Below are 25,241 nucleotides of genomic sequence, written 5' to 3' on the forward strand. Positions count from 1 at the left end.
GACCGGTCAGATGCGCCGGACCACCACGGTCGAGTTCGTACGCGGGTCGGTCCGTGGCTCCCGCCGCCGCGCGGTGTCCACGCTGCCCAGCCTGTTCACGCTGGCCAACATGTTCTGCGGCTTCGCCGCGATCCTGGTGTCCATCCGCGGCGCCCACGAGACCGCCGCGGTGCTCATCGGCGCCTCGGTGGTCTTCGACATCGCCGACGGCGCGGTGGCCCGGCTGGTCGGCGCCGTGTCGCCCTTCGGCCTGCAGTTCGACTCCCTGGCCGACCTGGTCTCCTTCGGGCTGGCGCCGGCGCTGCTGGCCTTCACGCTGTTCTCCGAGGGCCGCGACGAGTACGACCCGCTGGGCTGGATCGCCTGCTTCCTCTGGCTCGCCTGCGCCGCGATCCGGCTGGCGCGGTTCAACACGACCGTCGACCCGACCGCCGACAAGCGCTACTTCATCGGGATGCCCAGCCCCGGTGCGGCCGGTGTCGTGCTGGCGTCGGTCTTCGCCTTCGGTGACCAGATGCAGGGCCGCGACCGGCTGTGGGTGCTGCTGATCGTCGCCGTCCCGGCGCTGCTGATGGTCAGCACCGTGCGCTTCCGGTCGTTCCGGTCCCTGGTCAGCCCCCGCAGCGGCCGGCCCTACGGCATCATCGCCGCCGCGCTGGTGCTCGCGGTCGGGTTCGCCACGGTCCCGGTGGTCACCGGCATCGCGATGGCCTACGGGTACCTGTTCGCGCCGGTGCTCGTGCCCCTGGTGTCCCCGCTGGGCCGCCTGGTGCCCACCCGCGTGAAGGAGCTGCTGACGTGAGCGTCCGACCCGCCACCGCTGCCGACGTCCCCGTGCTGGTGGCGATGGTGCGCGAGCTGGCCGCGTACGAGCGGGCCGAGCACGAGGCCCGGATGACCGAGCAGCAGCTCACCGACGCCCTCACCGGCCCGGACGCCGCGCTGTTCGGCCACGTCGCCGTCGACGCCGCGGGCGAGGTCGTCGGGTTCGCGCTGTGGTTCCGCACCTTCTCCACCTGGCGGGGCACCCACGGCATCCACCTGGAGGACCTGTACGTGCGTCCCGGGCAGCGCGGCGGCGGGCACGGCCGGGAGCTGCTGCGCACGCTGGCCGAGGTGTGCGCCGAGCGCGGGTACGCCCGCCTGGAGTGGTCGGTGCTCGACTGGAACGCCCCGTCGATCGGGTTCTACCGCTCCGTCGGGGCGCAGCCGGTGGACGGCTGGACCGTCTTCCGGCTCACCGACGACGCGCTCACCGGCTTCGCGGCCGACCGCCGCGCCACCGGCTGACCCCGGGCGGGCGGGCGGGCGGCGTCCCGGGCAGGCTGGGCACGGACCACCCCGCCGTCGGCGGCGACGGCGGGCACCCCAGGTGAGGAGACGACGTGACCACCGAACGCAGCGCGCCCGAGTGCTGGCTCACCGACATGGACGGCGTGCTGGTGCACGAGGGCCAGGCCCTGCCCGGCGCGGCGGACTTCCTGCAGCGCCTGGTCGACCAGAGCCGGCGGTTCCTGGTGCTCACCAACAACTCCATCTTCACCCCGCGCGACCTGGCCGCCCGGCTCACCCACTCCGGGCTGCACGTGCCGGAGGAGTCGATCTGGACCTCGGCGCTGGCGACGGCTGACTTCCTCGCCTCCCAGCTGCCCGGCGGGTCGGCGTTCGTCGTCGGGGAGGCAGGTCTCACCACCGCACTGCACGAGGTCGGCTACACGCTCACCGACACCGACCCCGACTACGTGGTGCTCGGCGAGACGCGCACGTACTCCTTCGAGGCGATCACCCGGGCGATCCGGCTGGTCGAGCGGGGGGCCCGGTTCATCGCGACCAACCCCGACGCCACCGGCCCCTCCCCGGAGGGCTCGCTGCCGGCGACCGGAGCCGTGGCCGCGCTGATCACCAAGGCCACCGGCGCGGAGCCCTACTTCGTGGGCAAGCCGAACCCGATGATGTTCCGCAGCGCCATGAACCGCATCGAGGCGCACTCGGAGAGCACCGTGATGATCGGCGACCGGATGGACACCGACATCGTGGCCGGCATCGAGGCGGGCCTGGACACGATCCTGGTGCTCACCGGCTCCACCCGCGCCGCGGACGTCACCCGCTTCCCGTTCCGCCCGGGCCGGGTCCTGGACTCCATCGCCGACGTCATCGAGCTCGTCTGAAGAAGGACCCCCGTACCCCCGCCACGGGCACGCTCGTGGCGGGACCCTGCACGGGGCCCGTTCAGCGGTCGAAGTAGGCCAGGCGGGCCTCGGGGGTGGCCAGGAGGTACAGCTCCACGGCCACCAGGGCGAGCACCGGCAGGCCGATCAGCGGGCGCTCCGCCTCGAAGGCGATCGTGTAGCCGACCAGACCCAGCAACAGCTGCAGCACGATCACCGGTGCCCGGGCCCAGCCCGCGGCACGCCACAGTCCGGCCGCGGTGACGCCCAGGGCGGTGGCGGCGAGCAGGACGAAGACCACCTCGCCCACGGCGGCCGACGTGCTGGTCGGGGTGCTGGTGAGGATCAGGTACACCAGCACGACCGCCACGCCGACCAGCCCGAGCGCCTCGACGGCGACGACGAGAGCCGCCCGTCGCAGGGCCGGGGGCGCGGCCGGGCGCTCGCGCTCCGGGCGCGGGGTCCCGGGGTCGGCCGGGGCGCCGAAGAGGCGCTCGCCCCGGCGGCTGCGACGTCCCGGGCCGTCGGCTGCACCGGTCTCACCTGCCACGTCACCCGACAGTACGCGCCGCGTCCCGGGTGGGCTGCGTCCGAGCCGGCCACCGGGCTGGATAGGTTGGCGGGCATGCGTGCGCTGCTGGTGGCCAATCCCGCGGCCACGACGACCAACCGGCGGGTGCGCGACGTCATGGTCGGCGCCCTGGCCAGCACGCTGAAGGTCGACCTGGCCGAGACCACCCGCCGGGGCCACGCCCGCGAGTTCGGCGTGCAGGCGACGACGGACGGCTACGACCTCGTGGTGGCCCTCGGCGGGGACGGCACGGTCAACGAGGTCGTCAACGGCATGCTGGACGGCGGCCCCGGCCCGCACGTGCCCACCCTGGCGGTGGTGCCCGGCGGCTCCACGAACGTCTTCAGCCGGGCACTGGGCCGCTCGCGGGACCCGGTGGAGGCCGTCGGCGAGATCCTGGAGTCCTGGCGCGCCGGGCGGGTGCGCCGGGTGTCACTGGGCACCGCTGCCGCCCGCACCCCCGACGAGCCCGACCGGTGGACGCCGCACCGGTGGTTCGTCTTCACCGCCGGCATGGGCTTCGACGCCGACGTGATCGCCCGGATCGAGGAGCAGCGCGCCCGCGGCCGCCGCTCGACCGGGGCGCTGTACGTGCAGACCGGCACCCGGACCTTCCTCACCAGCCGCGATCGGCGGCACCCGCCGATCCGGCTCGAGGTGCCCGGTGAGGCGCCGGTCGACGGCCTGTTCCTCTGCCTGGTGTCCAACGTCAGCCCGTGGACCTACCTGGGCAGCCGGCCGATCGACCCGAGCCCGCACGCGTCCTTCGAGACCGGCCTGGACGTGTTCGCCCTGCAGCGCACCGGCTCGCTGCGCATGATCGACCACCTGCGCCGCGCGATGTCCGCGCAGCCGGACGTGCGCGGCCGCGGCGTGCACCGCTGGCACGACCTGCCCGACCTCACCCTCGCCTGCAGCCGGCCCCAGCGCTGGGAGCTCGACGGCGACCACCTCGGCGAGGCGGTCGGGCTGCGCCTGCGGCACGTCGCGGCGGCACTGGACGTCGTCGCCTGAGGCCCGGCGGCCGTGCCGGCCTCGCCGGTACGCCGCGGTGGGGCGCGTGTGACGCGTGGGCCCACTCACACCGGCCCCGGTGGCGGCTCCGTACGGCGCGTGGTGAGGTTGCTCACGGGGTCGTCACGGAGTGCGTATCTCCTTGACAGCGCCTCAGCGCATGAAAGCATCAACACCGGAACGCAACCTGCTGGTAACAAGCAGGCAGTCGCTGAGCCCACCCACCGACATCATCGGTGCCGGCCTGCGGGGGCGGTCTCAGGACAGCGACTGGTACGACACCGTAGACGACACCGAGGAGTACACCGCCATGGACTGGCGCCACCGCGCGCTCTGCCGGGACGAAGACCCGGAGCTCTTCTTCCCGATCGGGACGACGGGCCCTGCGGTCGTACAGATCGAGCAGGCCAAGGCGGTGTGCCGGCGCTGCCCGGTCGTGCAGTCCTGCCTCGACTGGGCGCTCACCTCGGGCCAGGACTCCGGTGTGTGGGGCGGCCTCTCCGAGGACGAGCGACGGGCGCTCAAGCGCCGCACGGCCCGCACCCGGGTCCGCACCGCCTGATCCAGCACCACCCGAGCCAGCACCGCCCAGTCCCCGCCCGACCGGGCAGGCGATCCGCCCGGACGACCTGCACGCCGGGCCGCACCGCCGGGTCCGCAGCACACGAGGCCGGTCCAGCACCGCTGGGCCAGCCTCGCTGCGTCCCGGCAGCCGTCCGGCCCGGAGGTGCTGCGCCCGGTCACCGGCGCACCCGCCCGGCCCCGGGGAGCACCACCACGACCTCGGTGCCGGGGCCGGCCGGCGTGTCGCCGTCCGGCCGGGGCGCGGGGCTGTGCACGGCGAGGCTGCCGCCGAGCTCGCTGGTCACCAGGGTGCGCACGATCTGCAGGCCCAGCCCGGTGCTGGTCAGCGGGTCGAAACCGGCCGGCAGCCCGAGGCCGTCGTCCCGCACGCGCACGGTGAGGTCGTGGCCGTCGCGCTCGGCGATCAGCTGGATCAGCCCCGGCTCGCCTCCGGTGAAGGCGTGCTCGGCCGCGTTGTGCAGCAGCTCGGTGACCGCCATGACCAGGGGCGTCGCGGCCTCGGCCGGCAGCTCGCCGAAGCTGCCCACCTGCCGGATCCGAGCGGCCGGCCCGACCGAGGCGAGGTCGCCCAGCATGGGCAGCACCTGGTCCATCACCTGGTCGACCTCGACGACGTCCTCCCGGCTGCCGGCCAGGGTCTCGTGCACGATGGCGATCGAGGCCACCCGCCGCACCGACTCCTCCAGCGCTGCGCGGGCGGCCGGCTCGGTCATCCGGCGGGCCTGCAGGCGCAGCAGCGCGGCGACCGTCTGCAGGTTGTTCTTCACCCGGTGGTGGATCTCCCGGATGGTGGCGTCCTTGGTGAGCAGTGCCCGGTCCCGGCGGCGCACGTCGGTCACGTCGCGGACCAGCACCAGCGCGCCGGCCTCGCCTCCGGGGGCCTGCAGCGGCAGGGCGCGGAGCAGCATGATCCCCGCACCGCCCTCGACGTCCATCGGCTCGGGGAAGCGGCCGGCCACCGCGGCCATGATCCCCGCGGCCGCGGCCTCGCCGGCCACGCCGTCGGACGCCGCCCCGCGGGTCAGCCGGGCCAGGTCGGAGCCCACCAGGTCGCCGGGCACCCCCATCCGGCGGTAGGCCGACAGTGCGTTGGGGCTGGCGTACAGGGCGCGGCCGCCGGAGTCCAGCCGCACCAGCCCGTCGCCGACCCGCGGGCTCATCTCGACGTCCTCGAGCATGCGGGGCGGGAAGGTGCCGGCCGAGACCATCAGGCAGAGCTCGGCGGCCATGTCCAGGTAGGTCAGCTCCAGCGCCGACGGCGACCGGGTGGCGGCCAAGTTGGTGTCCTTGGCCAGCACCGCCACCACGACGCCCTCGTGCCGCACCGGGATGACCTCGCGGCGCAGCGGGCTGGCGCCGCTCCAGTCGGGGTCGCCCTCGGTGACCGGCCGGCCGTCACGCACCGCCTGGGCGAACGGTGCGGCGAGCTCGCCGTCGAACTCGGTGCCCACCAGGTCCTCCGGGTGGCTGGTCGGCGCGGTCAGCGGGCGCACCTGGGCCACGCACCACCACGGCCCGCTGCGCAGCGGCACCCACAGCGTGAGGTCGGCGAACGCCAGGTCGGCCAGCAGCTGCCAGTCGGCCACCAGCCGGCGGGCGTGGTCGACCTGCGACGGGGACGACGAGGAGCCGTGCGAGAGCCGGTCGGAGAGGCTGGACGTGGTGCGGGTCATCGGGGGCAGCCTAGGGGAAGGCCCCCGCTGCCCCCCGCCCCGTCTCGGGGCCGCCCGAGCCTGCCCGGGACGAGGTGGACGGGGCGCTCCGGCTCCCGGCAGGCCCCTGCAGCGGGGCCGCGAGCACGGGGTTCAGCTGGTCACGGTGGCGATGAGGTCGCCCTCCTGGAGGACCTCGCCCTCGACCACGTGGAGCTCGCCGACGGTGCCCGCGTGCTCGGTGAGCACCGGGATCTCCATCTTCATCGACTCGAGGATGACCAACGTGTCCCCGGCAGCGACCTCGGCACCGGGGGCAACGAAGACCTTCCAGACGCTGGAGACCATCTCGGCATGGATCTCCTGGACCGCCACGACCACTCCTCGCTGAGACTGCCGACCCGACACCGCGCACCGCACGCCCACGACTGCGGACTGCGACCGCCCGGTCATCCAATCACGGTCGGTGCCGTACCGACCGCGCTCACGCCCCGGCGGGGTCCTGCCCCGCCACGAGCTGCTCCAGCACCGCGCAGACCGCCGGCCCGTCGTGCGGCACCCCGGTCTCGGGCAGGTGCGCGAGCGAGGCCATCACCTCGGCCGCGGCGGACGCGACGTCCGGGCCGGCGGCGCTGACGACGACCAGCAGCGCGTCGTACCAGCCGTCGAGCCGGTCACCGGGCTCGTAGCCGGTGAACGCGACGGCACCGCCGGTGGTCGGGCGGATGCCCGGCAGCGGCCCGCGCACCACCCCGCCACGACCCGGGGGCAGCGTGGAGCGCAGCTGCACGGCGACGGCGGGCTGCCACGGCTTGCCCTGCACGACCGGCTCCACCCGCCCGCGCCGGGCGGACCGGCCGCGCGGACGGACGGCGCTGCGCAGCGCCAGCTCGACGGCGTCCACGCCGTGTGCCCGCTCCAGCACCGCCATGTCCAGCGGGAAGCCGGCGGCGACCTCGGCCAGCTCGCCGTCCGGGTCCACCCCGACGGTCGCCAGGCCACGCCAGCCGACGGCGGCCAGCCGCTGGGCCGCGGCGGGAAGCGGGTCGACGTCGTCGGTGGTCCAGGTGACCCGGGCGATGCCGGCGGCGCGATCGCGGCGCACCGGGGTCACGTGCTCCAGCCCGGCCGCGGTGACCAGCGCGAGCAGCCCACGCTCGCTGGCCGGCTCCACGCCGTCGCCGCCGATCCGGTCCAGCACCTCGGCGTCCGGCCCCACCCAGGTGAGGCCGGCGCGGTGCACCTCCTGCGCGAGCCGGGCGTTGCCGGCCAGGGCGGGCGGCACCGGCAGCACCGCGCTCACCCCGCTGCGCTGGGCGGCCTCCACCAGCCGGTCGACGGCGAGGTAGGACTCCTCGGCCGGCGCCGGGCCCAGCAGCACCGACTCGTCGGCCAGCCGCACGTGCCGGGCACCGCGCTCGGTGGCCGAGTGCACCGAGACGGTCTTCACGCCGAGCCGCTGGCAGGCGGTGATCACCGCGCACGCCGCGGGCCCCCGTCCGGCCACCAGCACGCTCTCCACGCCGATCTCCCCCATGACCTGCCCTCCCCCGTCCAGCCCGGCGACGACGCCGGTCCTGCCTCCTGTCACTGTGCACCTGCCGGCCCCCTGCCCGGCGCACCGGCACGGCGGCAGCTCACCGTCCCCGGCCGCCAGGGGCCGGTGGCCGGGTCCGTGAGAACCTAGGGGGGTCAGCGTGGCCTGTCCGCCGACGAGTCGCGCACCCGGACTCGGCGCCGGCCCGCCACCTGGAGCACCCGGCCCGATCGGGGCCGGGACGACCCATGGTGAGAGGAGGGCAGCGATGTCCAAGCGTGGACGCAAGCGGCGCGCCCGCAAGAAGAGCGGCGCCAACCACGGCAAGCGGCCCAACGCCTGACCCGGGCCCCCCGCGCCGAGCTCGGGGGTACGGGGGTCCTGCCGGCGAGGTCCGACGGGTCCTGTCCTGCGGGACGGGGCCCGTCAGCCGAGCGGCCGGTCGCTCTCGACGGAGACCGTGGTGCGCTCGTAGCTGACCGTGCTGCCGTCCTCCTCGAAGGACACCCGGGTGAGCTGGAGCTTGATCCGGTCGCGCAGCCCCAGCGGGGGCTGGTCACCCCCGCAACGGCGGCGGACCAGCGCCTTGAACTCCTGCTCGATGCCGAACTCGCGCAGGCACGGCGAGCAGTCCTCGAGGTGCTCGGCGATGACCGCCCGGCGCTGGTCGTCGGTCTCCCGGTCGAGGAACTCGTACACGTGCGAGAGCACGTCGTCGCACGAGGTGATCTCCAGACCGGACGCCTCCCCGGCGTGGTCGCCCCTGTGGTCGAGGCTCATGACGTCTCTCCGTCCTGGACGCCGGCCCGGGCGAAGCCCCGCTCACGGGCGTAGTCGGCCAGCAGCTTCTGCAGACCCCGGCGGCCACGGTGCAGCCGGGACATCACGGTGCCGATCGGAGTGCCCATGATCTCGGCGATCTCCTTGTAGGCGAACCCCTCGACGTCGGCCAGGTAGACCGCGAGCCGGAAGTCCTCGGGCAGCTGCTGGAGGGCGTCCTTGATGTCGGAGTCCGGCAGGTGGTCCAGCGCCTCGATCTCGGCCGAGCGCAGGCCGGTGGAGCTGTGCTGCTCGGCGGCGAACAGCTGCCAGTCCTGCACCTGGTCGGTGGGGTACTGCTGCGGCTGGCGCTGCTTCTTGCGGTAGCTGTTGATGTAGGTGTTGGTGAGGATCCGGTACAGCCACGCCTTGAGGTTGGTGCCCTCGGCGAACTGGTGGAAGGCGGAGTACGCCTTCACGAACGTCTCCTGCACCAGGTCCTCGGCGTCGGCCGGGTTGCGGGTCATCCGCAGGGCCGCCGGGTAGAGCTGGTCGAGGAAGGGCAGCGCGTCGCGCTCGAAGCGGGCGTCGCGCTCGGCGCGGCTCTCCGCGAGCTCGGCGCGGCTGCCGTCGGCGCGCGCTTCGGGGGTCTCCTCACGCACCGGCACGGCCGGGACGACGGGCTCCCCGACAGCGGCGGGGCCGTCCGGCCCCACGGTCTCCTCAGGCACCGGCCATCCTCTCTGCGGCGCCCGGTCCCGGACCACCACGGTGGCCGATCCTAGCCGGGTCGTCTGAGGGTGACCGGGCGGACGACGGACCGCCGGCGCGCGCACGGCCCGCGGGCGGGCGGTGGAGGGTGTGCTGCTCACGGTGGGTCCAACGGCCACCACGGCACCGCTCATTCCCGCCCCCGCGCGGACCCGTCCAGGGCCTCGGGCCGGCGGCCCGGCCTCGCGGCTACGGTGCCGGGCATGGCTGCCACTCCTGCGGTGCGGGTGCTGGACCGGGCCGGGGTGACGTACGCACTGCACCCCTACGACGCCGGGACGGCGGACGGCCAGGGGTACGGCGAGGCCGCGGCGGCAGCGTTGGGCACCGACCCGGCCCGGCTGTTCAAGACGCTGGTCACCGAGCTCGACGGCACGCTGGCCGTGGCGGTGGTGCCGGTCAGCGGGCAGCTCGACCTCAAGGCGTTCGCCGCGGCCGCGGGCGGGCGGAAGGCGGCCATGGCCGACCCCGCCGCCGCCGAGCGGTCCAGCGGCTACGTGCGCGGCGGGATCAGCCCGCTGGGCCAGCGCCGGGCGCTGCGCACCGTCGTCGACGCGAGCGCCCTGGACTGGCCGACGGTCTTCGTCAGCGCCGGCCGCCGCGGCCTGCAGGTCGAACTCGCTGCCACCGACCTGATCCGCCTGACCGCAGCCCTCACCGCCCCCATCACCCGCTGAGCCACCCGCCGCGAACACTCACGAGTTGATCATCGCCTGGTGGTGGCGCGACACGCCGCGTGCCGGCGTGTCCCGCCGCCACCTGACGATGATCGACGACGCACGGGGCGGGAGCGGGGGTGTGCTGGTCAGAGGCCGTCGAAGGGGGCCGCGTAGCGGAAGCGGCCCCGGACGGGTGGGCCGGTGAGCAGTCGTGCCTGGAAGTGCCCGGCCCGGGCGGGGTCCGGCGGTTCGACGCCGAGGTCGGTGGAGAGCCGGAAGCCCAGCCGGCCGTAGTACGCCGGGGAGCCGAGCAGGCACACCAGCCGCTCGTCGCACGCCTCGGCCACGGCCAGCAGCGCGTGCACCAGCGCAGAGCCGACCCCGCGCCGCTGCTCGCCGGGGTGCACGCCCAGCGGCCCGAGGCCGAGCACCGCCGTCCCGGTCGGCTCCAGCCGGCCGCGGGTGGCGATCACGTGGCCGACGACCCGCCCGGGCTGCTCGGCGACCAGGCTCAGGTGCGGGAGGAAGCCGACGTCCTCGCGCAGCCGGTCGGTGAGCAGGCTCTCCACGGTCGCGCCGGTCCCGGCCGGGCCACCGAACGCCGCCTCGTGCACCGCCCGGACGGCGTCGTGGTCACCGGGACGCTCTCGTCGGACGATCACCCGGCGACCCTCGCGCACCCGGCCACGGGGGCGCCACGGGTTTCCCGGGCGGCGGTCAGCCGTAGGGCGTGAGCAGCTGGTCGACCGGGGCGAAGTCGTCGGTGAGCACCGGCGCCTGCCCGACGAAGCGGTCCAGCTCGGCGCCCTCGGCCACCTGCCAGGCCAAGTCCTGCTGGGCCAGCGCGGCCTCGATGCCCCCGATCGGCAGCGGCTGGTGCGAGGCCACGGCCACGACGTTGCCGCCGTCATCACCGGCCAGCACCGGGGCCCGGGCGACCAGGGCGACGTGCTCGAACACCTCGGCGAGCGTGGCGAGCTCGGCGCGGACGAACTCCAGCGGCGGGTTGTCGATCAGGTTGGCCGCGTAGACGCCCTCGGGCGTCATGGCCCGGGAGACCAGGTCCAGCGCCTCGGTGGTGGTGAGCTGCCACGGCACCGACAGCCCGCCGAACGCGTCCCCGACGACGAGGTCCCGGGTGCCGGCCGCCTGCTCGGCCAGGCCCACGCGGGCGTCGCCGATGCGCACCCGGAGCTGCTCGGAGGTGCGCACGCCCAGCTCGGCCTCGTCGACCGCGAGCACGCCCGGGTCGACCTCGAGCACCTCGCTGGTGGTGCCCGGGCGGACGGTGGCGAGGTAGCGCGGCAGCGTCAGCCCACCGCCGCCGAGGTGCAGCGCGGACAGCGGCTCGCCTGCCGGGGCCATGGCGTCGGTGACCGATGCGATGGCGCGGACGTACTCGAACTCCAGGTACGTCGGGTCGTCGAGGTCGACGTAGGAGTGCCGCAGCGTGTCCAGCACCAGGGTGCGACCCCCCTCCCGGTCGGGGTCGGCCACGACCCGCGCGCAGTGGTAGGTGGTCTCCTCCTGGCACGGGGTCGGGGCGACGGCGGCCAGCAGCGGGCCGAGCAGCACCAGCAGCAGCAGCGCCGGCGGCACCCGGCCGGCACCCTCGCCCGGCCCGCGGCGCAGCAGGACGCCGACCGCGACCCCCACCAGAGCGGTGAGCAGCCCGGCACCGACCATGATCACGCTGCTGGGCAGCACCGCCACCAGCACGAAGCCGGTGCCGAAGGTGGCCGCGATCCCGCCGAGCGTGCCGATGCCGGACAACTTGCCGACGACGGACCCCGTCTCGTCCAGGCTGTTCAGCTGCAGCGCCACGATCATCGGTGGCACCGCGGACAGCAGCGCCGCCGGCACGACGACGGCGATCGCCGCGAGCAGCAGCACGTTGGCCGCCGCCGCGCCGGTGAACAGCTCGCCGGCGAACCGCACCAGCGGCAGCACGGCCACGATCAGCCCACCGCCGGCCACCATCAGCGGGGCGATGAGCCGGCGCGGGTCGGTGCGGTCGGCAGCCTGACCACCGGCCCACGCGCCGAGGGCGATCGCGGCCAGCGCGAAGCCGATCACCGCGGTGTTGGTCTGCAGCGTGATGCCGACGTAGGGCGCGATCAACCGCAGCCCGGTGATCTCCAGGACGAGCACCGCACCGGAGGCGAGGAACGTGACGCCCGCGGCGAGCCAGCCGGGCAGCGCCCGGGACGGCGTCGTCGGGGCCGGCACGCCCGTGTCGGCGCTCAGAACAGGGCCGGCTGGTCGGCGGGGGCGCTGACGTCGGCGACCCGCTCGGTGAGCTCGGGACCGTTGTTGGACACCTTGCCCACGGCGGCGCCGACCGGGCGGATCTCCAGGGACTCGACGAGCTCGGCGGGTGTCGGCGCGGTGAGCGCGGCGACGTCGGTGAGCTCCGGGTCCACCCAGTCGGCCCAGCGGTCAGGGGGCAGCACCAGCGGCATCCGGTCGTGCACCGCGGCGAGCGCGCCGACGGCGGGGGCGGTGACCACCGTGCACGTGTAGAGCCGGTCCTCGCCGGTGCCCCACACCTCCCAGAGGCCGGCGAAGGCGAGCACGGACCCGTCCGCGGGCGTGGTGTACCAGGGCTGCTTGCCGGGGCCGTCGGTGCGCGGCGACCACTCGTACCAGCCGTCGGCCGGCACCAGGCAGCGCCGGGTGGCCGCGGCCTTGCGGAACGCCGGCTTCTCGGTCAGCGACTCGACCCGGGCGTTGAGCATGCGGGAGCCGACCGAGGGGTCCTTGGCCCAGGAGGGCACCAGGCCCCAGCGCACCACGCGCAGCTCACGGTGGCCACCGCCGGTCGGCCGGCCCTCGGCGTCGCGCTCGCGGGCGTGCCGGACGACGTGCACGTCCTTCGTCGGGGCCACGTTGTAGTCGGCGGGCAGCGCGGGCTGCCCGGGCGCCGGGACCGCCTCGAACTCCAGCGCGAGGTCCTCCGGACGCCGACTGGCCGCGTACCGACCGCACATGACCGCTCCCACCCTCTCCCCGCACCTCGTCGCCGTCCCCGTGCACTTCCTGTACAGAGAGCGCCTGCGCTTTCTGTACAGAAAGCGCCGGGACCCTCCACGACTGTAGGAGGCGGTACCGACGGCGGGCCCGCCCGCGGGCCGGTCAGGCCGGCGGGGCGGCCGGGGGGTCGAAGAGCACGCTGACGCTCTCGCCGTCGTGGATGCGGCGCACCGCCTCGGCCAGCGCCGGCGCGATGGAGAGCACGGTGAGCTTGTCGGAGGTGTCGGGCACCGGGACGGTGTTGGTGCAGACGATCTCCAGCACGTCGGGCTGGGCGCCGATCCGCTCCAGCGCCCCGGAGCTGAACAGCCCGTGCGTGCAGGCCACCCGGATGGTGCGGGCACCGTGCTCGCGCAGCCGCTCGACCAGCTCCAAGACGGTGCTGCCCTTGGCGATCTCGTCGTCCAGCACGATGACGTCGCGGTCGACGACGTCGCCGATGATCGAGCTGATGCTGACCCGGTCGTCGGCGAAGCGCTGCTTGGCCCCGGCCGCGACCGGCACCCCGAGCATCCGGGCGAAGGCCGAGGCCACCTTGGCGTTGCCCAGGTCCGGCGACACGACCGTGGTGCGGGACAGGTCCAGCGCGCCGAAGTGCCCGGCCAGCTCGCGCAGCGCGTGCAGGTGGTCGACCGGGACGCTGAAGAAGCCGTGCACCTGCGGGGAGTGCAGCGTCATGGCCAGCACCCGGTCGGCGCCGGCGGCGACCATGAGGTCGGCCACCAGGCGCCCGCCGATGGAGATGCGCGGGGCGTCCTTCTTGTCCGAGCGGGCGTAGGCGTAGTGCGGCATGACCACGGTGATCCGGCCGGCGGAGGCACCCCGGGCCGCGTCGAGCATGAGCAGCAGCTCGACCAGGTTCTCCTGCACCGGGGTGACCAGCGACTGCACGATGAACACGTCGCGCTCGCGGCAGTTGGCCTGCAGCTGCACCTCGAGGCAGTCGTTGGCGAAGCGGGTCACCCGCACCGGGTGCAGCGGCACACCGAGCTGCGCGCACAGCTCCTCCGCCAGCCGCGGGTGGGAACTGCCGGCGAAGACGGTGATGTCGCGCAAGGGGGACTCCGGTGGTCGGCGGGCCGGGAGCCCCGGGGGCGGGGGCCGGAGGGCGCGTGCGGCACGCACCCTAGGTCAGTGACGTGCGCCGCACCTGCGTGGCCGACGCGACCACCCCAGCTCCGGGTGACAAGCTGCGCGCATGGCGGTCGAGGACACGGGCACCGCGGCCGGCCCGCCGCGACGCAGCCGGGCGGGCAGCATGATGGGCAAGGGGTCGCTGCTGCGGGAGATCCCGGTGCTGCTCGTGGTCGCGGTGACGCTGGCGGTGCTGATCAAGACGTTCCTGGTGCAGCCGTTCTACATCCCGTCGGGCTCGATGGAACGCACGCTGCACGGCTGCGTCGGGTGCACCGCCGACCGCATCCTGGTCACCAAGCCGCCGTACTGGACCGGCGACCCCGAGCCGGGCGACATCGTCGTGTTCCGCGGCCCGGACACCTGGGCCTCGGAGATCACCGTGGCCCCGGCCGCCAACTGGTTCACCGCCGGTCTGCGCTGGGTCGGCCAGGCGGTCGGCGTCGCGGCGCCGAGCGAGGACGACTTCGTCAAGCGGGTCATCGCCACCGGCGGCCAGACGGTGCAGTGCTGCGACGCCGAGGGCCGGGTGACCGTGGACGGGCAGCCGCTGGACGAGCCGTACGTCTACGAACCCGAGCCGATCGAGCGCCGGTCGTTCGGTCCGGTCACCGTCCCGGAGGGCCGGCTCTGGGTGATGGGCGACCACCGCTCGGACTCGGCCGACTCGAAGTACCACGTGACCGACCGCTGGTCGGGCACCGTCGCGGTGGACGACGTGATCGGCAAGGCGTCGGTGATCATCTGGCCGCTGGACCGGATCACCCTGCTGGACTCCCCCGACATCCAGGCCGGCGCTGCCGGGCCGCCCCCGGCCACCGGCGCACCCCTGGACGGCGGCACCGTGCTGCTGCTGCCGGCCGCCCTGCTCGCCGGCAGGAGCCGTCGTCGTCCCCGCCGGGGCCGGAGCCGGAGGGGTGTGCGGCCGAGGCGGTGACTGCTGCCAGGAGGCACGGGTAGAAGGTGGTGCACGACACCCCGCGAGACCACCGGAGGCACCGCACCGTGACAGCCACCCAGGAACCGACCACCGAGCACCCGAAGACCGCCAGCTCCGCCGGCGAGCGCCGCTACGCCACGGTCAACCCCTACACCGGGGAGACCGAGCAGGAGTTCCCGTTCCTGGAGACCGCGGAGATCGACGGCGTGGTCGAGCGGGCGCACGCCGCGTTCCTCGACTGGCGCAGCCGCAGCGTGGCCGACCGGGCCGCCGTCGTGGGGCGCGCAGCCGAGCTGATGCTCGAGCGCAAGGACGAGCTCGCCGCGCTGGTCACCCGGGAGATGGGCAAGCGCATCCAGGAGGCCGACGGCGAGGTGCAGCTGGCCGCCAGCATCCTGGCGTACTACGCCGAGAACGGCGCCCGCTTCCTAGAGCCGCGCACCATCGAGGTGCGGCAGGGCGAGGCCCTGGTCACCACCGAGCCCACCGGCGTCGTCCTCGCGATCGAGCCGTGGAACTACCCGCTCTACCAGGTGGTGCGGGTGGCCGGCCCCAACCTGGTGCTCGGCAACACCGTGCTGCTCAAGCACGCCGAGCTGAACCCGCAGTGCGCGCTGGCGCTGGAGCAGCTGTTCCGCGACGCGGGCGCCCCCGAGGGCGTCTACACCAACCTCTTCCTGCGCATCGCCGACGTCGAGCAGGTCATCGCCCACCGGTACGTCGAGGGCGTGACGCTCACCGGCAGCGAGCGGGCCGGCTCCGCGGTGGCCTCGCTGGCCGGCAAGCACCTGAAGAAGTCGGTGCTGGAGCTGGGCGGCAGCGACCCGTTCATCGTGCTGGACAGCGCCGACCTCGGACGCACCGTGAAGGCCGCGGCCATGGGCCGGATGCAGAACTCCGGGCAGGCCTGCATCGCCGCCAAGCGGCTGATCGTCACCGAGGACCTGTACGAGCCCTTCGTCGAGGGCCTGCGGCAGGCCTTCGGCACGTTCGCCCCTGGCGACCCCAGCGACCCTGCCACCACGCTCGCGCCGCTGTCGTCGGAGCAGGCGGCGAAGGACCTGCACGCCCAGATCCAGGACGCCGTGGACAAGGGCGCCACCGTGGTCGCCGGCGGCGGGCGCCCGGACCTGCCCGGTGCCTTCGTCGACGCCACGATCCTCACCGGCGTCACCCCGGACATGCGCGCCTACCACGAGGAGCTGTTCGGCCCGGCCGCCGTCGTCTACAAGGTGGCCACCGACGACGAGGCCGTGGAGCTGGCCAACGACAGCCGCTTCGGCCTGGGCGCCTCGGTGTTCTCCGGCGACGCCGACCGGGCCCGCTCGGTGGCCGACCGGATCGAGGCCGGCATGGTGTGGGTCAACCAGCCGACCGGCTCCTCGGCCGAGCTGCCCTTCGGTGGGGTGCGCCGCTCCGGCTACGGCCGCGAGCTGTCCGAGCTCGGCATGTTCGAGTTCGCCAACCGCCGGCTGACCCGTGTGCTGCCCGCCGCCAGGCCCAGCAAGCCGCAGGCCGGCTGACGACGGTCCCCGCCCCGGGGGCCCACCCGCGCGCTCACGGGTGGGCCCCGGGGCGGGGACGGCGGGCAGTATGGGCAGCGTGACCGAGGTCTGGACGACGCCCTGCTCCCCCGCGCCCGTCGACGCCGTGGTCGCGCTGCCCGGCTCCAAGTCGCTGACCGCCCGGGCCCTCGTGGTGGCAGCGCTGGCCGACGGCCCGAGCCGGCTGGTCCGCCCGCTGCACGCCCGGGACACCGACCTCATGGTGGCCGCCCTGCGCGCGCTCGGCGTCGGCATCACCGCCGACGGTGAGGACCTGCTCGTCGTCCCCGGTGTGCTGCGCGGCCCGGCGACCGTGGACGCGGGCCTGGCCGGCACGGTGCTGCGGTTCCTGCCACCGGTGGCGGCGCTGGCCACCGGTCCGGTGCACCTGGACGGCGACCCGCGGCTGCGGGACCGGCCGAACGCCGGCCTGATCGAGGGTCTGCGGGCCTGCGGCGTGCAGGTCGAGGACGGCGGCCGCGGCCGCGCGCCGTTCACCGTGCACGGCACCGGGTCGGTGGCCGGCGGCGTGGTGACCGTGGACGCCAGCGAGTCCTCCCAGGTGGTGTCCGGGCTGCTGCTGGCCGCGGCCCGCTTCGAGCGCGGCATCGACCTGACGGTGGCCGGGGCCATGCCCTCGCTGCCGCACGTGGAGATGACCGTGGCGACGCTGACCGAGCACGGCGTCGCGGTCGCCGAGACCGCCGGCGGCTGGCAGGTGGCCCCGGGCCCGATCGCGGCGCTGGACCGGGTGGTGGAGCCCGACCTGTCCAACGCCGCGCCGTTCCTGGCCGCCGCCCTGGTCACCGGGGGGCGGGTCACCGTGCGCGACTGGCCGCGGCGCACCACCCAGCCCGGCGCCCACCTGGAGCAGCTGCTGCCCCGGATGGGCGCCACCGTCGAGCGCACCGCCGACGGGCTGCAGGTCCGCGGCACGGGGGCGCTGCACGGGGTGACCGCCGACCTGGGCGAGATCGGTGAGCTCACCCCGGTGCTCGCCGCGCTGTGCGCGCTGGCCGACGGACCCTCCCGGCTGACCGGGGTGGCGCACCTGCGCGGGCACGAGACCGACCGGCTGCAGGCGCTGGACGAGGTGCTCACCGCGGTGGGCGCCCAGGTGCGGCAGCTGCCCGACGGGCTGGAGATCACGCCCGGCCCGCGGCGGGCCGCGCAGCTGGAGTCCTACGCCGACCACCGCATGGTGCACGCGGCCGCGGTGCTGGGGCTGGCCATCGAGGGCGTGCGGGTCGCCGATCCCGGCGCGGTCGCCAAGACCATGCCCGACTTCACCGACCGCTGGGCCGCGCTGCTCACCGACCCGGCCGGGGTGACCCGCTGAGCGCCCAGGCGCCCGCCGGACCGGGGCGCAGCTGATGGCCCGCCGCATCGACAGCCGCTCCGACGAGGACGACGTCCGCGTCCGGGCGTCCCGGCACGGGTCCCGGCCGCGCACCCGGCAGCGACCGGCGCACGAGGACGCCACCCCGGGCCTGGTCGTGGCGGTGGACCGGGGCCGGATGACGGTGCGCGTGGAGGGCCCGGCCGGCGCACCCGTCGACGTGACCGCGATGCGCGCCCGCGAGCTTGGCAAGCACGGCGTCGTCGTCGGCGACCGCGTGCGGGTGGTCGGTGACGTCACCGGGCGCACCGACAGCCTGGCCCGGATCGTCAGCATCGCCGACCGGGTCACCACGCTGCGCCGCTCGGCCGACGACGCCGACCCCACCGAGCGGGTGGTGGTGGCCAACGCCGACCAGCTGGTGGTGGTCAGCGCGGTCACCGACCCCGACCCGAGCGTCGGCTTCCTCGACCGCTGCCTGGTCGCCTCCTACGCCGGTGGGCTGGTGCCGGTGCTGGTGTTCACCAAGGGCGACCTGGGCAGCCCCGCCGAGCTGCTGGTGCGCTACGCCGGCCTGGACGTCGACGCCGTCGTGGTCTCCCTGGACACCCCGGTCGAGGACGTCGCCGCGCGGCTCGCCGGGCGCACCAGCGTGCTGGTCGGGCACTCCGGCGTCGGCAAGTCCACGCTGGTCAACCGGCTGGTGCCGGGGACCAACCGGGCCACCGGCGACGTGAGCAAGGTGGGCAAGGGCCGGCACACGTCGTCCTCGGCGGTGCTGCTGGACCTGCCCGGCGGCGGGCAGATCATCGACACCCCCGGCATCCGCTCCTTCGGGCTGGCGCACGTGACCGCCGACGACGTGCTCGCCGCCTCCTCCGACCTGGCCGAGGCCGCGCTGGACTGCCCGCCGCTGTGCGGGCACACCGCCGAGGACCCGGAGTGCGCCCTGGACGCCTGGGCGGCCGCCGGTCCGCCGGCCCGTGCCGAGCGGCTGGCCTCGCTGCGCCGCCTGCTCGGCGCCGTCGGCCAGACCGACCCCGCCCACTGACCCCACTCGCCCAACCCCACCCCTGCCCCCGGACCCATCCGGCGCAGGTGACCGCCCCTCGGGCCATTCCCGCGGAAAGGGCCGCCGTCGATGGCCGTTCCCGCGGAAAGGGCCGCCGTCGGGGGCCGTTCCCGCGGAAGTGGCCGGTGGGGGGCCGGCCACTTCCGCGGAAACGGCCACGGAGGACGGCGGGTGGTGGGCTCAGACGTCGACGTAGCCGCCGCTGCGCCAGTACTCGCCGGACTCGCGGGAGAGGAAGCCGTCGTCGACGAGGTAGCGGCGCAGGGCGGCGACGTCCGGGTGCCAGACGGCGAGCAGGGCGTTGACCTCCCGCTCGGGGTAGCGCACGCCCGGCTCGAACACGGCGGCGAGGTGGCGCAGCACCACCAGCTGCTTGCTGCGCTGGGCCGGGATCGACACCAGCCGGCCGTCGCGGACGAAGGCCTGCAGCACGGCGTCCTCGGCCGGGTCGTCGGACAGCGGGGTGGGCGGCGGCGCGCTCTCCGCGGCTGCGCGGGCGGCGGCGCCGAAGCGCTCGGCGTGCAGCGTGAGCGCGTGCCCGTCCCGGCTCACCAGGCCCGAGCGGGACAGCCGGCGGGCGGCGAGGGCGACGTCCTTGAGCGGCAGGCCGGCGGCGGCCGCCACCTGCTCGATGGTGCCGGCGCCCAGGGCGAGGGCGGCGACCACCTTCAGCCGGGTCTCGTCGGCGAGCAGTCCCACGAGGGTCGCGGCTTCCATGGCGTCGACGGTAACGAGTGCATGCCCGGCGTCCGGCCGGGTAGCCCCGGTCCCATGGTGAGCCCCATCGACATCCAGAAGGCCCTCGGCGGCATGGACTACCCCGCGGGCAAGGACGACATCGTCGAGCACGCCGAGGGCAAGGGCGGCGGCAAGGAGGTGCTCGAGGCGCTGCAGGGCATCGAGGACCGCGAGTACGAGGGCCCCAGCGGGGTCAGTGCCGCGGTGTTCGACAAGAGCTGAGCAGGCCGGGGTCCCGGTCCCCGGCGGTCCGCCGTGATTGGCTGCGGGCATGACAGTCGGGGACCGTGGCCACAGCGACGACATGCGGCTGGCCCACGTGCTGGCCGACCAGGCCGACTCCATCAGCCTCGACCGGTTCCGCGCGCAGGACCTCCAGGTCGACACCAAGCCCGACCTGACCCCGGTCACCGACGCCGACCGGGCCGTGGAGGAACAGCTGCGCCAGTCGCTCTCGCGCACGCGCACCCGGGACTCCGTGCAGGGCGAGGAGTTCGGCACCACCGGCCACGGGTCGCGGCGCTGGGTCATCGACCCGATCGACGGCACCAAGAACTTCGTCCGCGGGGTGCCCGTCTGGGCCACGCTCATCGCCCTGCTGGACGGCGACGAGCCGGTGGTGGGGATGGTGTCCGCCCCGGCGCTGAACCGCCGCTGGTGGGCCGCGAAGGGCGTCGGCGCCTGGACGGGACGGCGGCTGGAGAACGCGCACCGCTGCCACGTGTCCGCGGTGGGCACGCTGGCCGACGCCAGCCTGTCCTACTCCAGCCTGTCCGGCTGGGAGGAGCGCGGCCTGCTGCCGGGGTTCCTGGACCTGACCCGGTCGGTGTGGCGCACCCGGGCCTACGGCGACTTCTGGAGCTACATGATGGTGGCCGAGGGCACCGTGGACGCCGCCTGCGAGCCGGAGGTGTCGATCTGGGACCTCGCCGCCCTCGACGTCATCGTGCGTGAGGCCGGGGGCCGGTTCACCGACCTGTCCGGCCGGCCGGGCCCGGCCGGCGGCAGCGCCGTGGCCACCAACGGCCTGCTGCACGGCGACGTGCTGGCGGCGCTCACCGCCCAGGAGGGGTGAGCGCCGCCGTCCCGACAGTGCAGGACGGCCCCGTCGCAGTGTCCCTCGCCGAGCGAGCGAGGCGTGCGGGGCGACGGGGTCCGCCTCCTGCTACTTGCCGCCCTGCAGCTTGCGGCGCATCTGGTCGATCTTGGCCCGGTTCTTCGGGTCCTTGGCCAGCTCCTGCGCCTTGGTCGTGGCCTGGGAGATGACCTGCTTGCCCTTCGGGCTGTTCGCGAACTGAGCGACCTTGCTGAACAGCGATGCCATCGGGTGGCCCCTCTCTCGTCGGGCCCCGCTCCGGGGCCACTCGCCCTGCTCAACGCCCGCGCCGGACGAGACGTTCCGCGCCGGGGGCCGGCCCGGTGGTCCGGGCCCCGTCACCCGCGGCTCAGCCGACCGACCACCGCGCGCGGACGTCGTCCCAGGGGCCGCCGGTGCCCGGCTCGACGAGCGGGCCCAGGGTGCGCTGCGGGGTGAAGGCCGTGCCGGTGCCGCGGGCGGCGAGCGCCGCGGCGCCGGTGGCCGACGCGCTGCGCACCTGCACGTGCCGCACCGGCCGGCCGAGCACGTCGGCCAGCAGCTGCTGCACCGCCGGCGAGCGGCCACCGCCACCGGTCAGCACCACCGTGCCGGCGTCGTCGTCCGGGAGCAGGCGCAGCGCGGCGTCGATCGCCAGCACCACGCCCTCCAGGGCGGCGCGGGCCAGGTCGTCCCGGGTGGCGCCGGGGTGCAGGCCGGCCCAACCGCCGCGGTCCGCCGGGCCCGCGACCCCACCACGCTCGCCGGTGAGGAACGGCCGGAACACCACCCCACCCGCGCCCGCCGGGGAGCTGCCCAGCGCCGCGAGGAACTCCGTCCAGGACAGCCCGAGCACGCTGCGCACCCACGACCACGCCAGCCCGGCGTTCTGCAGCGCGGCCATCGCGTACCAGCCACCGTCGGCGTCCGCGTAGGAGTGCACGAGCGGGTCGGGCACCGCGGCCGGGCGCAGGCCGGGGCGCAGCAGCTGGGCGCCGGTGCCCAGGTTGACCTGCACCCCGGTGCCGGTACCGGCGGCCAGCAGCGCCAGCGGGGTGTCCGCGGCCCCGACGACGACAGGCACCTCGGTGCCGGCCAGCACGGCGACACCGACGACGTCGGAACCGGGGCGCACGGTGGGCACCTGGTCGCTCCCCAGCCCGGCGAGGTGGAGTGCGGCCGCCGACCAGGTGTCGGCGGGCACGTCCCAGAGCAGGGTGGCCGAGGCGTCGCTGCGGTCGGTCACGGCCTGGTCGGCGCCGGGCACCAGGGTGGCCCGCAGCGCGTCCTTGGGCAGCAGCACGGTGGCCGCGCGGGCCAGCAGCTCCGGCTCGTGCTCGGCCAGCCAGGCCGTCAGCGGGCCGGTCATGCCGGGCACGAGCGGGTTGGCCAGCGCCGCGCGGTCGGCCTCGGGCAGCACCTGCCAGCGGCGCACCTGGTCCGCCGCGCGCTGGTCGGGCCACAGCAGGGCGGGCGCCAGCGCGGTGCCGGCGTCGTCGACCAGCACCGCGCCGTGCATCTGGCCGCTCAACCCCAGGCCGGCCACCCGGTGCCCGGTCAGCGCCGGGGCCACCTCGGCCAGCGCCCGGTCCAGCGCCGCCCGCCAGGTCGCCACCTCCGTCTGCGCCCAGCCGGGTGCCGGGGTGTCGACGTCGTAGCCCACCTCGGCCTCGGCCACCACCGCGCCGTCCCCGTCGAGGGCGGCGAGCTTCAGGCCGCTGGTGCCGAGGTCGGCGCCGAGGACGACGTCGCGGGAGGGATCGGGGCCGGAGGTCACCGGACCGGTGTACCCGACGGCGCCCCGCGAACCGTCCACGGGCTCAGCGCCGGGCGGCCATCGGCCCGCCGGAGCGGCCGTTGCGGTCGGCGACCAGCCCGGCGAGCGTGGACACCGCGATCTCCGCCGGGGTGCGCGAGCCGATGTCCAGCCCGATCGGGCGGTGCACCCGGGCCACCTCGGCCGGCGGCACACCGAGCGCGGCGAGCGCCGCCACGTGCGGGCCCTCGTGCCGCGGGTTGCCCATCAACCCGATCCACCGCAGCGCTCCACCACCCTGCTCCCGGTCCCCGGCGGCAAGCGCGTCGCGCAGCACCTCCCCCAGCTCGGGGCGGTGGTGGTCGGTGACCACCAGGTCGGTCCCGGGGCCGGCGAGCCGGCCGAGCGCGGCGACGTCGACCACCCGGAGCACCTCGGGCCGCAGCCCCTCCGGCAGCGGTCGGGCCGGGTCGGGCTCCAGCAGCACGGGCTCGTAGCCCAGGTCGGCGCCGTAGCGCAGCAGGAAGGCCGAGACCGGGGACGCGAAGACGCCGACCAGCACCCGGACCGGGGGGTCCTGGGCCTCCCCCGCCCCCGGATCGTCCCCGTGCGCGACCCCGCAGGTGTCGCTCACCGGGTGGGGCTGTCGCCGTAGGAGTAGGACGCGTTCACGTACCGCCCGCCCTCGGCGACCCCGGGTGGGGCGATCTCGGCCAGCCGGGCCAGGTCGGCCGCGGACAGCTCGACCGCCAGGGCGGCGGTGTTCTCGTCCAGGTACGCGCGCCGCTTGGTGCCCGGGATCGGGACGACGTCGCTGCCCTGGGCGAGCACCCAGGCCAGTGCCAGCTGCCCGGGCGCGACGCCCTTCTCCCCGGCCAGTGCCCGCACCGCGTCCACCAGCCGCAGGTTGGCGGTGAAGGCGTCCCCGGTGAAGCGGGGGTGCCCGCGCCGGAAGTCGTCCGCGCCGAAGTCCTCGGGGCTGCGGATCGCCCCGGTGAGGAACCCGCGGCCCAGCGGGCTGAACGGCACGATGCCGATGCCCAGCTCCCGGGCCACCTCCAGCACCGAGGGCCCACCGTCGGCGCCGGGGGTCTCCAGGTCGCGGGTCCACAGCGACCACTCGCTCTGCAGGGCGGTGATCGGGTGCACGGCGGCCGCGCGGCGCAGCGACTCGGCGCTGGCCTCGGACAGGCCGAGGTGGCGCACCTTCCCGGCGGTGACCAGCTCGGCCATCGCACCGACGGTGTCCTCGATCGGCACCTGCGGGTCGACCCGGTGCTGGTAGTACAGGTCGATCACGTCGACACCGAGCCGGCGCAGGCTCGCCTCCGCGCAGGCGAGCACGTTCTCCGGCCGGCCGTCGATGCGCATCCCGCCGTCGGCGTGGGTGAGCGAGAACTTGGTGGCCAGCTGCACCTCGTCGCGCCGTCCGGCGATCGCCTCGCCGACCAGCTCCTCGTTGTGACCGCTGCCGTAGACGTCAGCGGTGTCCAGGAAGGTGGTGCCGGTGTCCAGGGCCCGGTGCAGGGTGGCCAGCGACTCGGAGCGGTCGGCCGCCCCGTACGCCTGGCTCATGCCCATGCAGCCCAGCCCCAGCGCGGACACCTCGAGGCCCGGGCTGCCCAGCGTGCGACGTCCTGCTGTCTGCGTCATGCCCCCATCGTGATCTCCCGGCCGCAGGGACCGGGCGCGGGGTCCGGCCGCCACGGCGTCACGAGTCCGCGGTCGCCGGCCGCGGGCCCCGGCGGGAGGCCACGAGCGCGCCCGGTACCGGGGCCCGTCCGGGCCGCCCGACCGGCGCGCGCAGGCCGCGGGCCCGGGCCGGCAGCCCGGACAGCACGCGCGCGGACCGGTCGACGAGCGGGCCGGCCACCGGCAGCAGGAGCAGCACCAGGGCACCGGCGACCCACCCGGCGAGCACGTCGGAGACCCAGTGCGTGCCCAGGTACACCGTGGTCAGCCCGACCGTCACGGCCAGGACGGCGGCCAGCACCGCCCCGGTGCGCCGGTACGACCGGGCCACCAGCACCAGCACACCCCAGGTGACGACGGCGTTGGCGGTGTGCCCGGACGGGAAGATCGTGCCGTCGGTGAACACGCTGGTCGCGCCCGGCGCGGTGGCCCCGGCCCCGAGCTGCAGCGGGCCGAGCCGACCGAGCACCGTCTTCACCAGCCCGACGCTCACGTTGACCATCAGCGTGGCCACGGCCAGCGTGCACAGCGGCCGGGGGTCGCGGTCGCGCAGCAGCCGGGCGCCCAGCCACAGCACCGCGATGACCAGGCACACCGCCCGCTGGCCGAGCAGCACCCACGCGTCGGCGAGCGGCGCCAGCGCCGGCCAGTGCGCGGCCGGGCCCCAGTTGTAGACGTCGGCGTCCAGCTCGACCAACCACGTCCGGGCCAGGACGGCGACCGTCAGCAGCGCGTAGACCACCAGCAGCGCACCGGTCAGCCAGCGGGCGGCCGGGCCGAGCGCACCGACGTCGACCCACCGGCCGGCCACGGCGCGCAGCCCGGCGACACGGGACCCGGCCGGGACGGCGCGGTCCACCGGGACGGCGACCGCGGCCTCCCTGGCCGGTGACGGGGAGGGAGGGGCCGGGAACGAGCGGGGGACGGTCCGGACGCGGCGCGGCGGCGCCCCTGCGGCGGCCGGACGCCGGCCGCGGGGAGGGAGCAGGTCGAGGTCGGGGGCGGGCACCCCCCGACGGTGTGGAGGGCGCCTGGTGATCAGCTGGGGGCGAGCAGTGGTGTCCGTGGGAACTCCAGCGGGGGCGGGGGCCACGCCGACCGCGCACGACGCCGACCGGCCCGGCGCGACGGGGGCTCGTCGTCTCCACAGCTGGCCCACCACACCGGCGTCGCTCAGTTACCCGGGGCGGTCGGCACGGAAA

29 protein-coding genes are annotated in these 25,241 nt (G+C 75.5%); 13 read left to right on the top strand and 16 right to left on the bottom strand.

The annotated features are described in order from the left end of the window. Positions 1–10 precede the first annotated feature (10 nt). From pssA to G1H19_RS00335, 3 genes are all read left to right on the top strand, one after another. A complete protein-coding gene (gene pssA, locus G1H19_RS00325) occupies positions 11–802 on the top strand; it encodes a CDP-diacylglycerol--serine O-phosphatidyltransferase (protein WP_152731348.1) in 792 nt (263 codons plus the stop codon). After that, on the top strand, positions 799–1,290 hold the full coding sequence (locus G1H19_RS00330) for a GNAT family N-acetyltransferase (protein ID WP_202926004.1): 492 nt from the start codon (positions 799–801) through the stop codon (positions 1,288–1,290). Before pssA ends, G1H19_RS00330 begins: the two co-directional genes overlap by 4 nt. Positions 1,291–1,385: 95 nt before the next feature. Continuing rightward, positions 1,386–2,168 (top strand): HAD-IIA family hydrolase, encoded by a 783-nt coding sequence (locus G1H19_RS00335; protein ID WP_235928305.1) that lies wholly within the window; start codon positions 1,386–1,388, stop codon positions 2,166–2,168. Positions 2,169–2,229: 61 nt separating this feature from the next. Here the strand turns inward: G1H19_RS00335 and G1H19_RS00340 are convergent, their stop codons facing one another. Continuing rightward, complete coding sequence (locus G1H19_RS00340) at positions 2,230–2,718, bottom strand: hypothetical protein (protein WP_162393450.1); 489 nt, start codon at positions 2,716–2,718, stop codon at positions 2,230–2,232. Between the two features lie 75 nt (positions 2,719–2,793). Here G1H19_RS00340 and G1H19_RS00345 point away from each other — a divergent pair, with 75 nt between their 5' ends. Continuing rightward, positions 2,794–3,753, top strand: coding sequence for a diacylglycerol/lipid kinase family protein (locus G1H19_RS00345; protein ID WP_152731347.1), 960 nt, complete (start codon positions 2,794–2,796; stop codon positions 3,751–3,753). A 160-nt stretch (positions 3,754–3,913) separates the two neighbouring features. Then, complete coding sequence (locus G1H19_RS24925) at positions 3,914–4,315, top strand: WhiB family transcriptional regulator (RefSeq protein WP_456071375.1); 402 nt, start codon at positions 3,914–3,916, stop codon at positions 4,313–4,315. Between the two features lie 178 nt (positions 4,316–4,493). On the opposite strand, the gene G1H19_RS00355 is transcribed toward G1H19_RS24925, so the two are convergent. The 3 genes from G1H19_RS00355 to G1H19_RS00365 all read right to left on the bottom strand — a co-directional run bounded on the left by G1H19_RS00355 (position 4,494) and on the right by G1H19_RS00365 (position 7,581). Continuing rightward, a complete protein-coding gene (locus tag G1H19_RS00355; protein WP_152731346.1) occupies positions 4,494–6,011 on the bottom strand; it encodes a sensor histidine kinase in 1,518 nt (505 codons plus the stop codon). A 132-nt stretch (positions 6,012–6,143) separates the two neighbouring features. Further along, complete coding sequence (locus tag G1H19_RS00360) at positions 6,144–6,365, bottom strand: biotin/lipoyl-binding carrier protein (protein ID WP_162393449.1); 222 nt, start codon at positions 6,363–6,365, stop codon at positions 6,144–6,146. A gap of 109 nt (positions 6,366–6,474) precedes the next feature. After that, positions 6,475–7,581, bottom strand: a complete 1,107-nt coding sequence (locus G1H19_RS00365; protein ID WP_268896003.1) for a biotin carboxylase N-terminal domain-containing protein — start codon at positions 7,579–7,581, stop codon at positions 6,475–6,477. A gap of 214 nt (positions 7,582–7,795) precedes the next feature. Between G1H19_RS00365 and G1H19_RS24805 the strand changes: the two genes are divergently transcribed. Continuing rightward, a complete protein-coding gene (locus tag G1H19_RS24805) occupies positions 7,796–7,870 on the top strand; it encodes a 50S ribosomal protein bL37 (protein ID WP_014742531.1) in 75 nt (24 codons plus the stop codon). A gap of 83 nt (positions 7,871–7,953) precedes the next feature. Here the strand turns inward: G1H19_RS24805 and rsrA are convergent, their stop codons facing one another. Then, the gene (gene rsrA / locus G1H19_RS00370; protein WP_152731344.1) at positions 7,954–8,307 is read right to left on the bottom strand and encodes a mycothiol system anti-sigma-R factor; all 354 of its coding nucleotides are present in this window, start codon (positions 8,305–8,307) and stop codon (positions 7,954–7,956) included. Continuing rightward, positions 8,304–9,017, bottom strand: a complete 714-nt coding sequence (locus G1H19_RS00375) for a sigma-70 family RNA polymerase sigma factor (protein ID WP_322099374.1) — start codon at positions 9,015–9,017, stop codon at positions 8,304–8,306. The genes rsrA and G1H19_RS00375 overlap by 4 nt, the downstream gene beginning before the upstream one ends. A gap of 243 nt (positions 9,018–9,260) precedes the next feature. Here G1H19_RS00375 and ybaK point away from each other — a divergent pair, with 243 nt between their 5' ends. Continuing rightward, on the top strand, positions 9,261–9,734 hold the full coding sequence (ybaK, locus tag G1H19_RS00380) for a Cys-tRNA(Pro) deacylase (protein WP_152731343.1): 474 nt from the start codon (positions 9,261–9,263) through the stop codon (positions 9,732–9,734). Between the two features lie 128 nt (positions 9,735–9,862). Here ybaK and G1H19_RS00385 read toward each other — a convergent pair whose 3' ends face one another. The 4 genes from G1H19_RS00385 to G1H19_RS00400 form a co-directional block, all read right to left on the bottom strand. Next, positions 9,863–10,378 carry a GNAT family N-acetyltransferase gene (locus G1H19_RS00385; protein WP_162393448.1) on the bottom strand — a complete coding sequence of 172 codons (516 nt, stop codon included), beginning with the start codon at positions 10,376–10,378 and terminating at the stop codon, positions 9,863–9,865. A gap of 55 nt (positions 10,379–10,433) precedes the next feature. Then, positions 10,434–11,945 (bottom strand): fused MFS/spermidine synthase, encoded by a 1,512-nt coding sequence (locus G1H19_RS00390; RefSeq protein ID WP_235928302.1) that lies wholly within the window; start codon positions 11,943–11,945, stop codon positions 10,434–10,436. A 14-nt stretch (positions 11,946–11,959) separates the two neighbouring features. After that, positions 11,960–12,706, bottom strand: a complete 747-nt coding sequence (locus G1H19_RS00395) for an SOS response-associated peptidase (protein WP_152731341.1) — start codon at positions 12,704–12,706, stop codon at positions 11,960–11,962. A 145-nt stretch (positions 12,707–12,851) separates the two neighbouring features. Beyond that, complete coding sequence (locus G1H19_RS00400; protein ID WP_152731340.1) at positions 12,852–13,805, bottom strand: ribose-phosphate diphosphokinase; 954 nt, start codon at positions 13,803–13,805, stop codon at positions 12,852–12,854. A gap of 142 nt (positions 13,806–13,947) precedes the next feature. Between G1H19_RS00400 and lepB the strand changes: the two genes are divergently transcribed. The 4 genes from lepB (at position 13,948) to rsgA (ending at position 18,757) form a co-directional block, all read left to right on the top strand. Then, positions 13,948–14,820, top strand: coding sequence for a signal peptidase I (lepB, locus tag G1H19_RS00405; protein WP_152731339.1), 873 nt, complete (start codon positions 13,948–13,950; stop codon positions 14,818–14,820). Between the two features lie 68 nt (positions 14,821–14,888). Next, positions 14,889–16,346: an NAD-dependent succinate-semialdehyde dehydrogenase gene (locus tag G1H19_RS00410; RefSeq protein ID WP_162393447.1), complete on the top strand. Its 1,458-nt coding sequence runs from the start codon at positions 14,889–14,891 to the stop codon at positions 16,344–16,346. A 70-nt stretch (positions 16,347–16,416) separates the two neighbouring features. Then, positions 16,417–17,706, top strand: coding sequence for a 3-phosphoshikimate 1-carboxyvinyltransferase (aroA, locus tag G1H19_RS00415; protein ID WP_152731338.1), 1,290 nt, complete (start codon positions 16,417–16,419; stop codon positions 17,704–17,706). A gap of 34 nt (positions 17,707–17,740) precedes the next feature. Continuing rightward, on the top strand, positions 17,741–18,757 hold the full coding sequence (gene rsgA / locus G1H19_RS00420) for a ribosome small subunit-dependent GTPase A (RefSeq protein WP_152731337.1): 1,017 nt from the start codon (positions 17,741–17,743) through the stop codon (positions 18,755–18,757). A 201-nt stretch (positions 18,758–18,958) separates the two neighbouring features. Here rsgA and G1H19_RS00425 read toward each other — a convergent pair whose 3' ends face one another. After that, positions 18,959–19,495 (bottom strand): DUF2087 domain-containing protein, encoded by a 537-nt coding sequence (locus G1H19_RS00425; RefSeq protein ID WP_152731336.1) that lies wholly within the window; start codon positions 19,493–19,495, stop codon positions 18,959–18,961. Between the two features lie 54 nt (positions 19,496–19,549). Here G1H19_RS00425 and G1H19_RS00430 point away from each other — a divergent pair, with 54 nt between their 5' ends. Both G1H19_RS00430 and hisN read left to right on the top strand, forming a co-directional pair. After that, on the top strand, positions 19,550–19,738 hold the full coding sequence (locus G1H19_RS00430; protein ID WP_152731335.1) for a DUF2795 domain-containing protein: 189 nt from the start codon (positions 19,550–19,552) through the stop codon (positions 19,736–19,738). A gap of 49 nt (positions 19,739–19,787) precedes the next feature. Continuing rightward, positions 19,788–20,591, top strand: coding sequence for a histidinol-phosphatase (gene hisN, locus G1H19_RS00435; RefSeq protein ID WP_152731334.1), 804 nt, complete (start codon positions 19,788–19,790; stop codon positions 20,589–20,591). A 90-nt stretch (positions 20,592–20,681) separates the two neighbouring features. On the opposite strand, the gene G1H19_RS22410 is transcribed toward hisN, so the two are convergent. The 5 genes from G1H19_RS22410 to G1H19_RS22810 all read right to left on the bottom strand — a co-directional run bounded on the left by G1H19_RS22410 (position 20,682) and on the right by G1H19_RS22810 (position 25,048). Next, the gene (locus tag G1H19_RS22410; RefSeq protein ID WP_174277992.1) at positions 20,682–20,840 is read right to left on the bottom strand and encodes a hypothetical protein; all 159 of its coding nucleotides are present in this window, start codon (positions 20,838–20,840) and stop codon (positions 20,682–20,684) included. Between the two features lie 121 nt (positions 20,841–20,961). Continuing rightward, positions 20,962–22,368, bottom strand: coding sequence for an FGGY family carbohydrate kinase (locus G1H19_RS24270; RefSeq protein WP_162393445.1), 1,407 nt, complete (start codon positions 22,366–22,368; stop codon positions 20,962–20,964). 43 nt (positions 22,369–22,411) lie between these two features. Beyond that, entirely contained in the window at positions 22,412–22,981 is a 570-nt protein-coding gene (locus tag G1H19_RS00445) for an XdhC family protein (RefSeq protein ID WP_162393444.1), read from the bottom strand. Beyond that, positions 22,978–24,000: an aldo/keto reductase gene (locus G1H19_RS00450; RefSeq protein WP_152731333.1), complete on the bottom strand. Its 1,023-nt coding sequence runs from the start codon at positions 23,998–24,000 to the stop codon at positions 22,978–22,980. The genes G1H19_RS00445 and G1H19_RS00450 overlap by 4 nt, the downstream gene beginning before the upstream one ends. A gap of 58 nt (positions 24,001–24,058) precedes the next feature. Then, complete coding sequence (locus tag G1H19_RS22810) at positions 24,059–25,048, bottom strand: phosphatase PAP2 family protein (protein WP_152731332.1); 990 nt, start codon at positions 25,046–25,048, stop codon at positions 24,059–24,061. Positions 25,049–25,241: the final 193 nt, after the last annotated feature.

It is taken from the genome of Goekera deserti, from assembly GCF_010685995.1.
Lineage (GTDB): Bacteria > Actinomycetota > Actinomycetes > Mycobacteriales > Geodermatophilaceae > Goekera > Goekera deserti.

What these genes read in the sequence shown, in the direction of transcription:
- aroA (WP_152731338.1), top strand. Translation starts at nt 16,417, where the DNA reads ATGGGCAGCGTGACCGAGGTCTGGACGACGCCCTGCTCCCCCGCGCCC.
- G1H19_RS00425 (WP_152731336.1), bottom strand. Translation starts at nt 19,495, where the DNA reads ATGGAAGCCGCGACCCTCGTGGGACTGCTCGCCGACGAGACCCGGCTG.
- rsgA (WP_152731337.1), top strand. Translation starts at nt 17,741, where the DNA reads ATGGCCCGCCGCATCGACAGCCGCTCCGACGAGGACGACGTCCGCGTC.
- G1H19_RS00395 (WP_152731341.1), bottom strand. Translation starts at nt 12,706, where the DNA reads ATGTGCGGTCGGTACGCGGCCAGTCGGCGTCCGGAGGACCTCGCGCTG.
- rsrA (WP_152731344.1), bottom strand. Translation starts at nt 8,307, where the DNA reads ATGAGCCTCGACCACAGGGGCGACCACGCCGGGGAGGCGTCCGGTCTG.
- G1H19_RS00345 (WP_152731347.1), top strand. Translation starts at nt 2,794, where the DNA reads ATGCGTGCGCTGCTGGTGGCCAATCCCGCGGCCACGACGACCAACCGG.
- ybaK (WP_152731343.1), top strand. Translation starts at nt 9,261, where the DNA reads ATGGCTGCCACTCCTGCGGTGCGGGTGCTGGACCGGGCCGGGGTGACG.
- G1H19_RS24925 (WP_456071375.1), top strand. Translation starts at nt 3,914, where the DNA reads ATGAAAGCATCAACACCGGAACGCAACCTGCTGGTAACAAGCAGGCAG.
- lepB (WP_152731339.1), top strand. Translation starts at nt 13,948, where the DNA reads ATGGCGGTCGAGGACACGGGCACCGCGGCCGGCCCGCCGCGACGCAGC.
- pssA (WP_152731348.1), top strand. Translation starts at nt 11, where the DNA reads ATGCGCCGGACCACCACGGTCGAGTTCGTACGCGGGTCGGTCCGTGGC.
- hisN (WP_152731334.1), top strand. Translation starts at nt 19,788, where the DNA reads ATGACAGTCGGGGACCGTGGCCACAGCGACGACATGCGGCTGGCCCAC.
- G1H19_RS22410 (WP_174277992.1), bottom strand. Translation starts at nt 20,840, where the DNA reads ATGGCATCGCTGTTCAGCAAGGTCGCTCAGTTCGCGAACAGCCCGAAG.
- G1H19_RS00430 (WP_152731335.1), top strand. Translation starts at nt 19,550, where the DNA reads ATGGTGAGCCCCATCGACATCCAGAAGGCCCTCGGCGGCATGGACTAC.
- G1H19_RS00450 (WP_152731333.1), bottom strand. Translation starts at nt 24,000, where the DNA reads ATGACGCAGACAGCAGGACGTCGCACGCTGGGCAGCCCGGGCCTCGAG.
- G1H19_RS00355 (WP_152731346.1), bottom strand. Translation starts at nt 6,011, where the DNA reads ATGACCCGCACCACGTCCAGCCTCTCCGACCGGCTCTCGCACGGCTCC.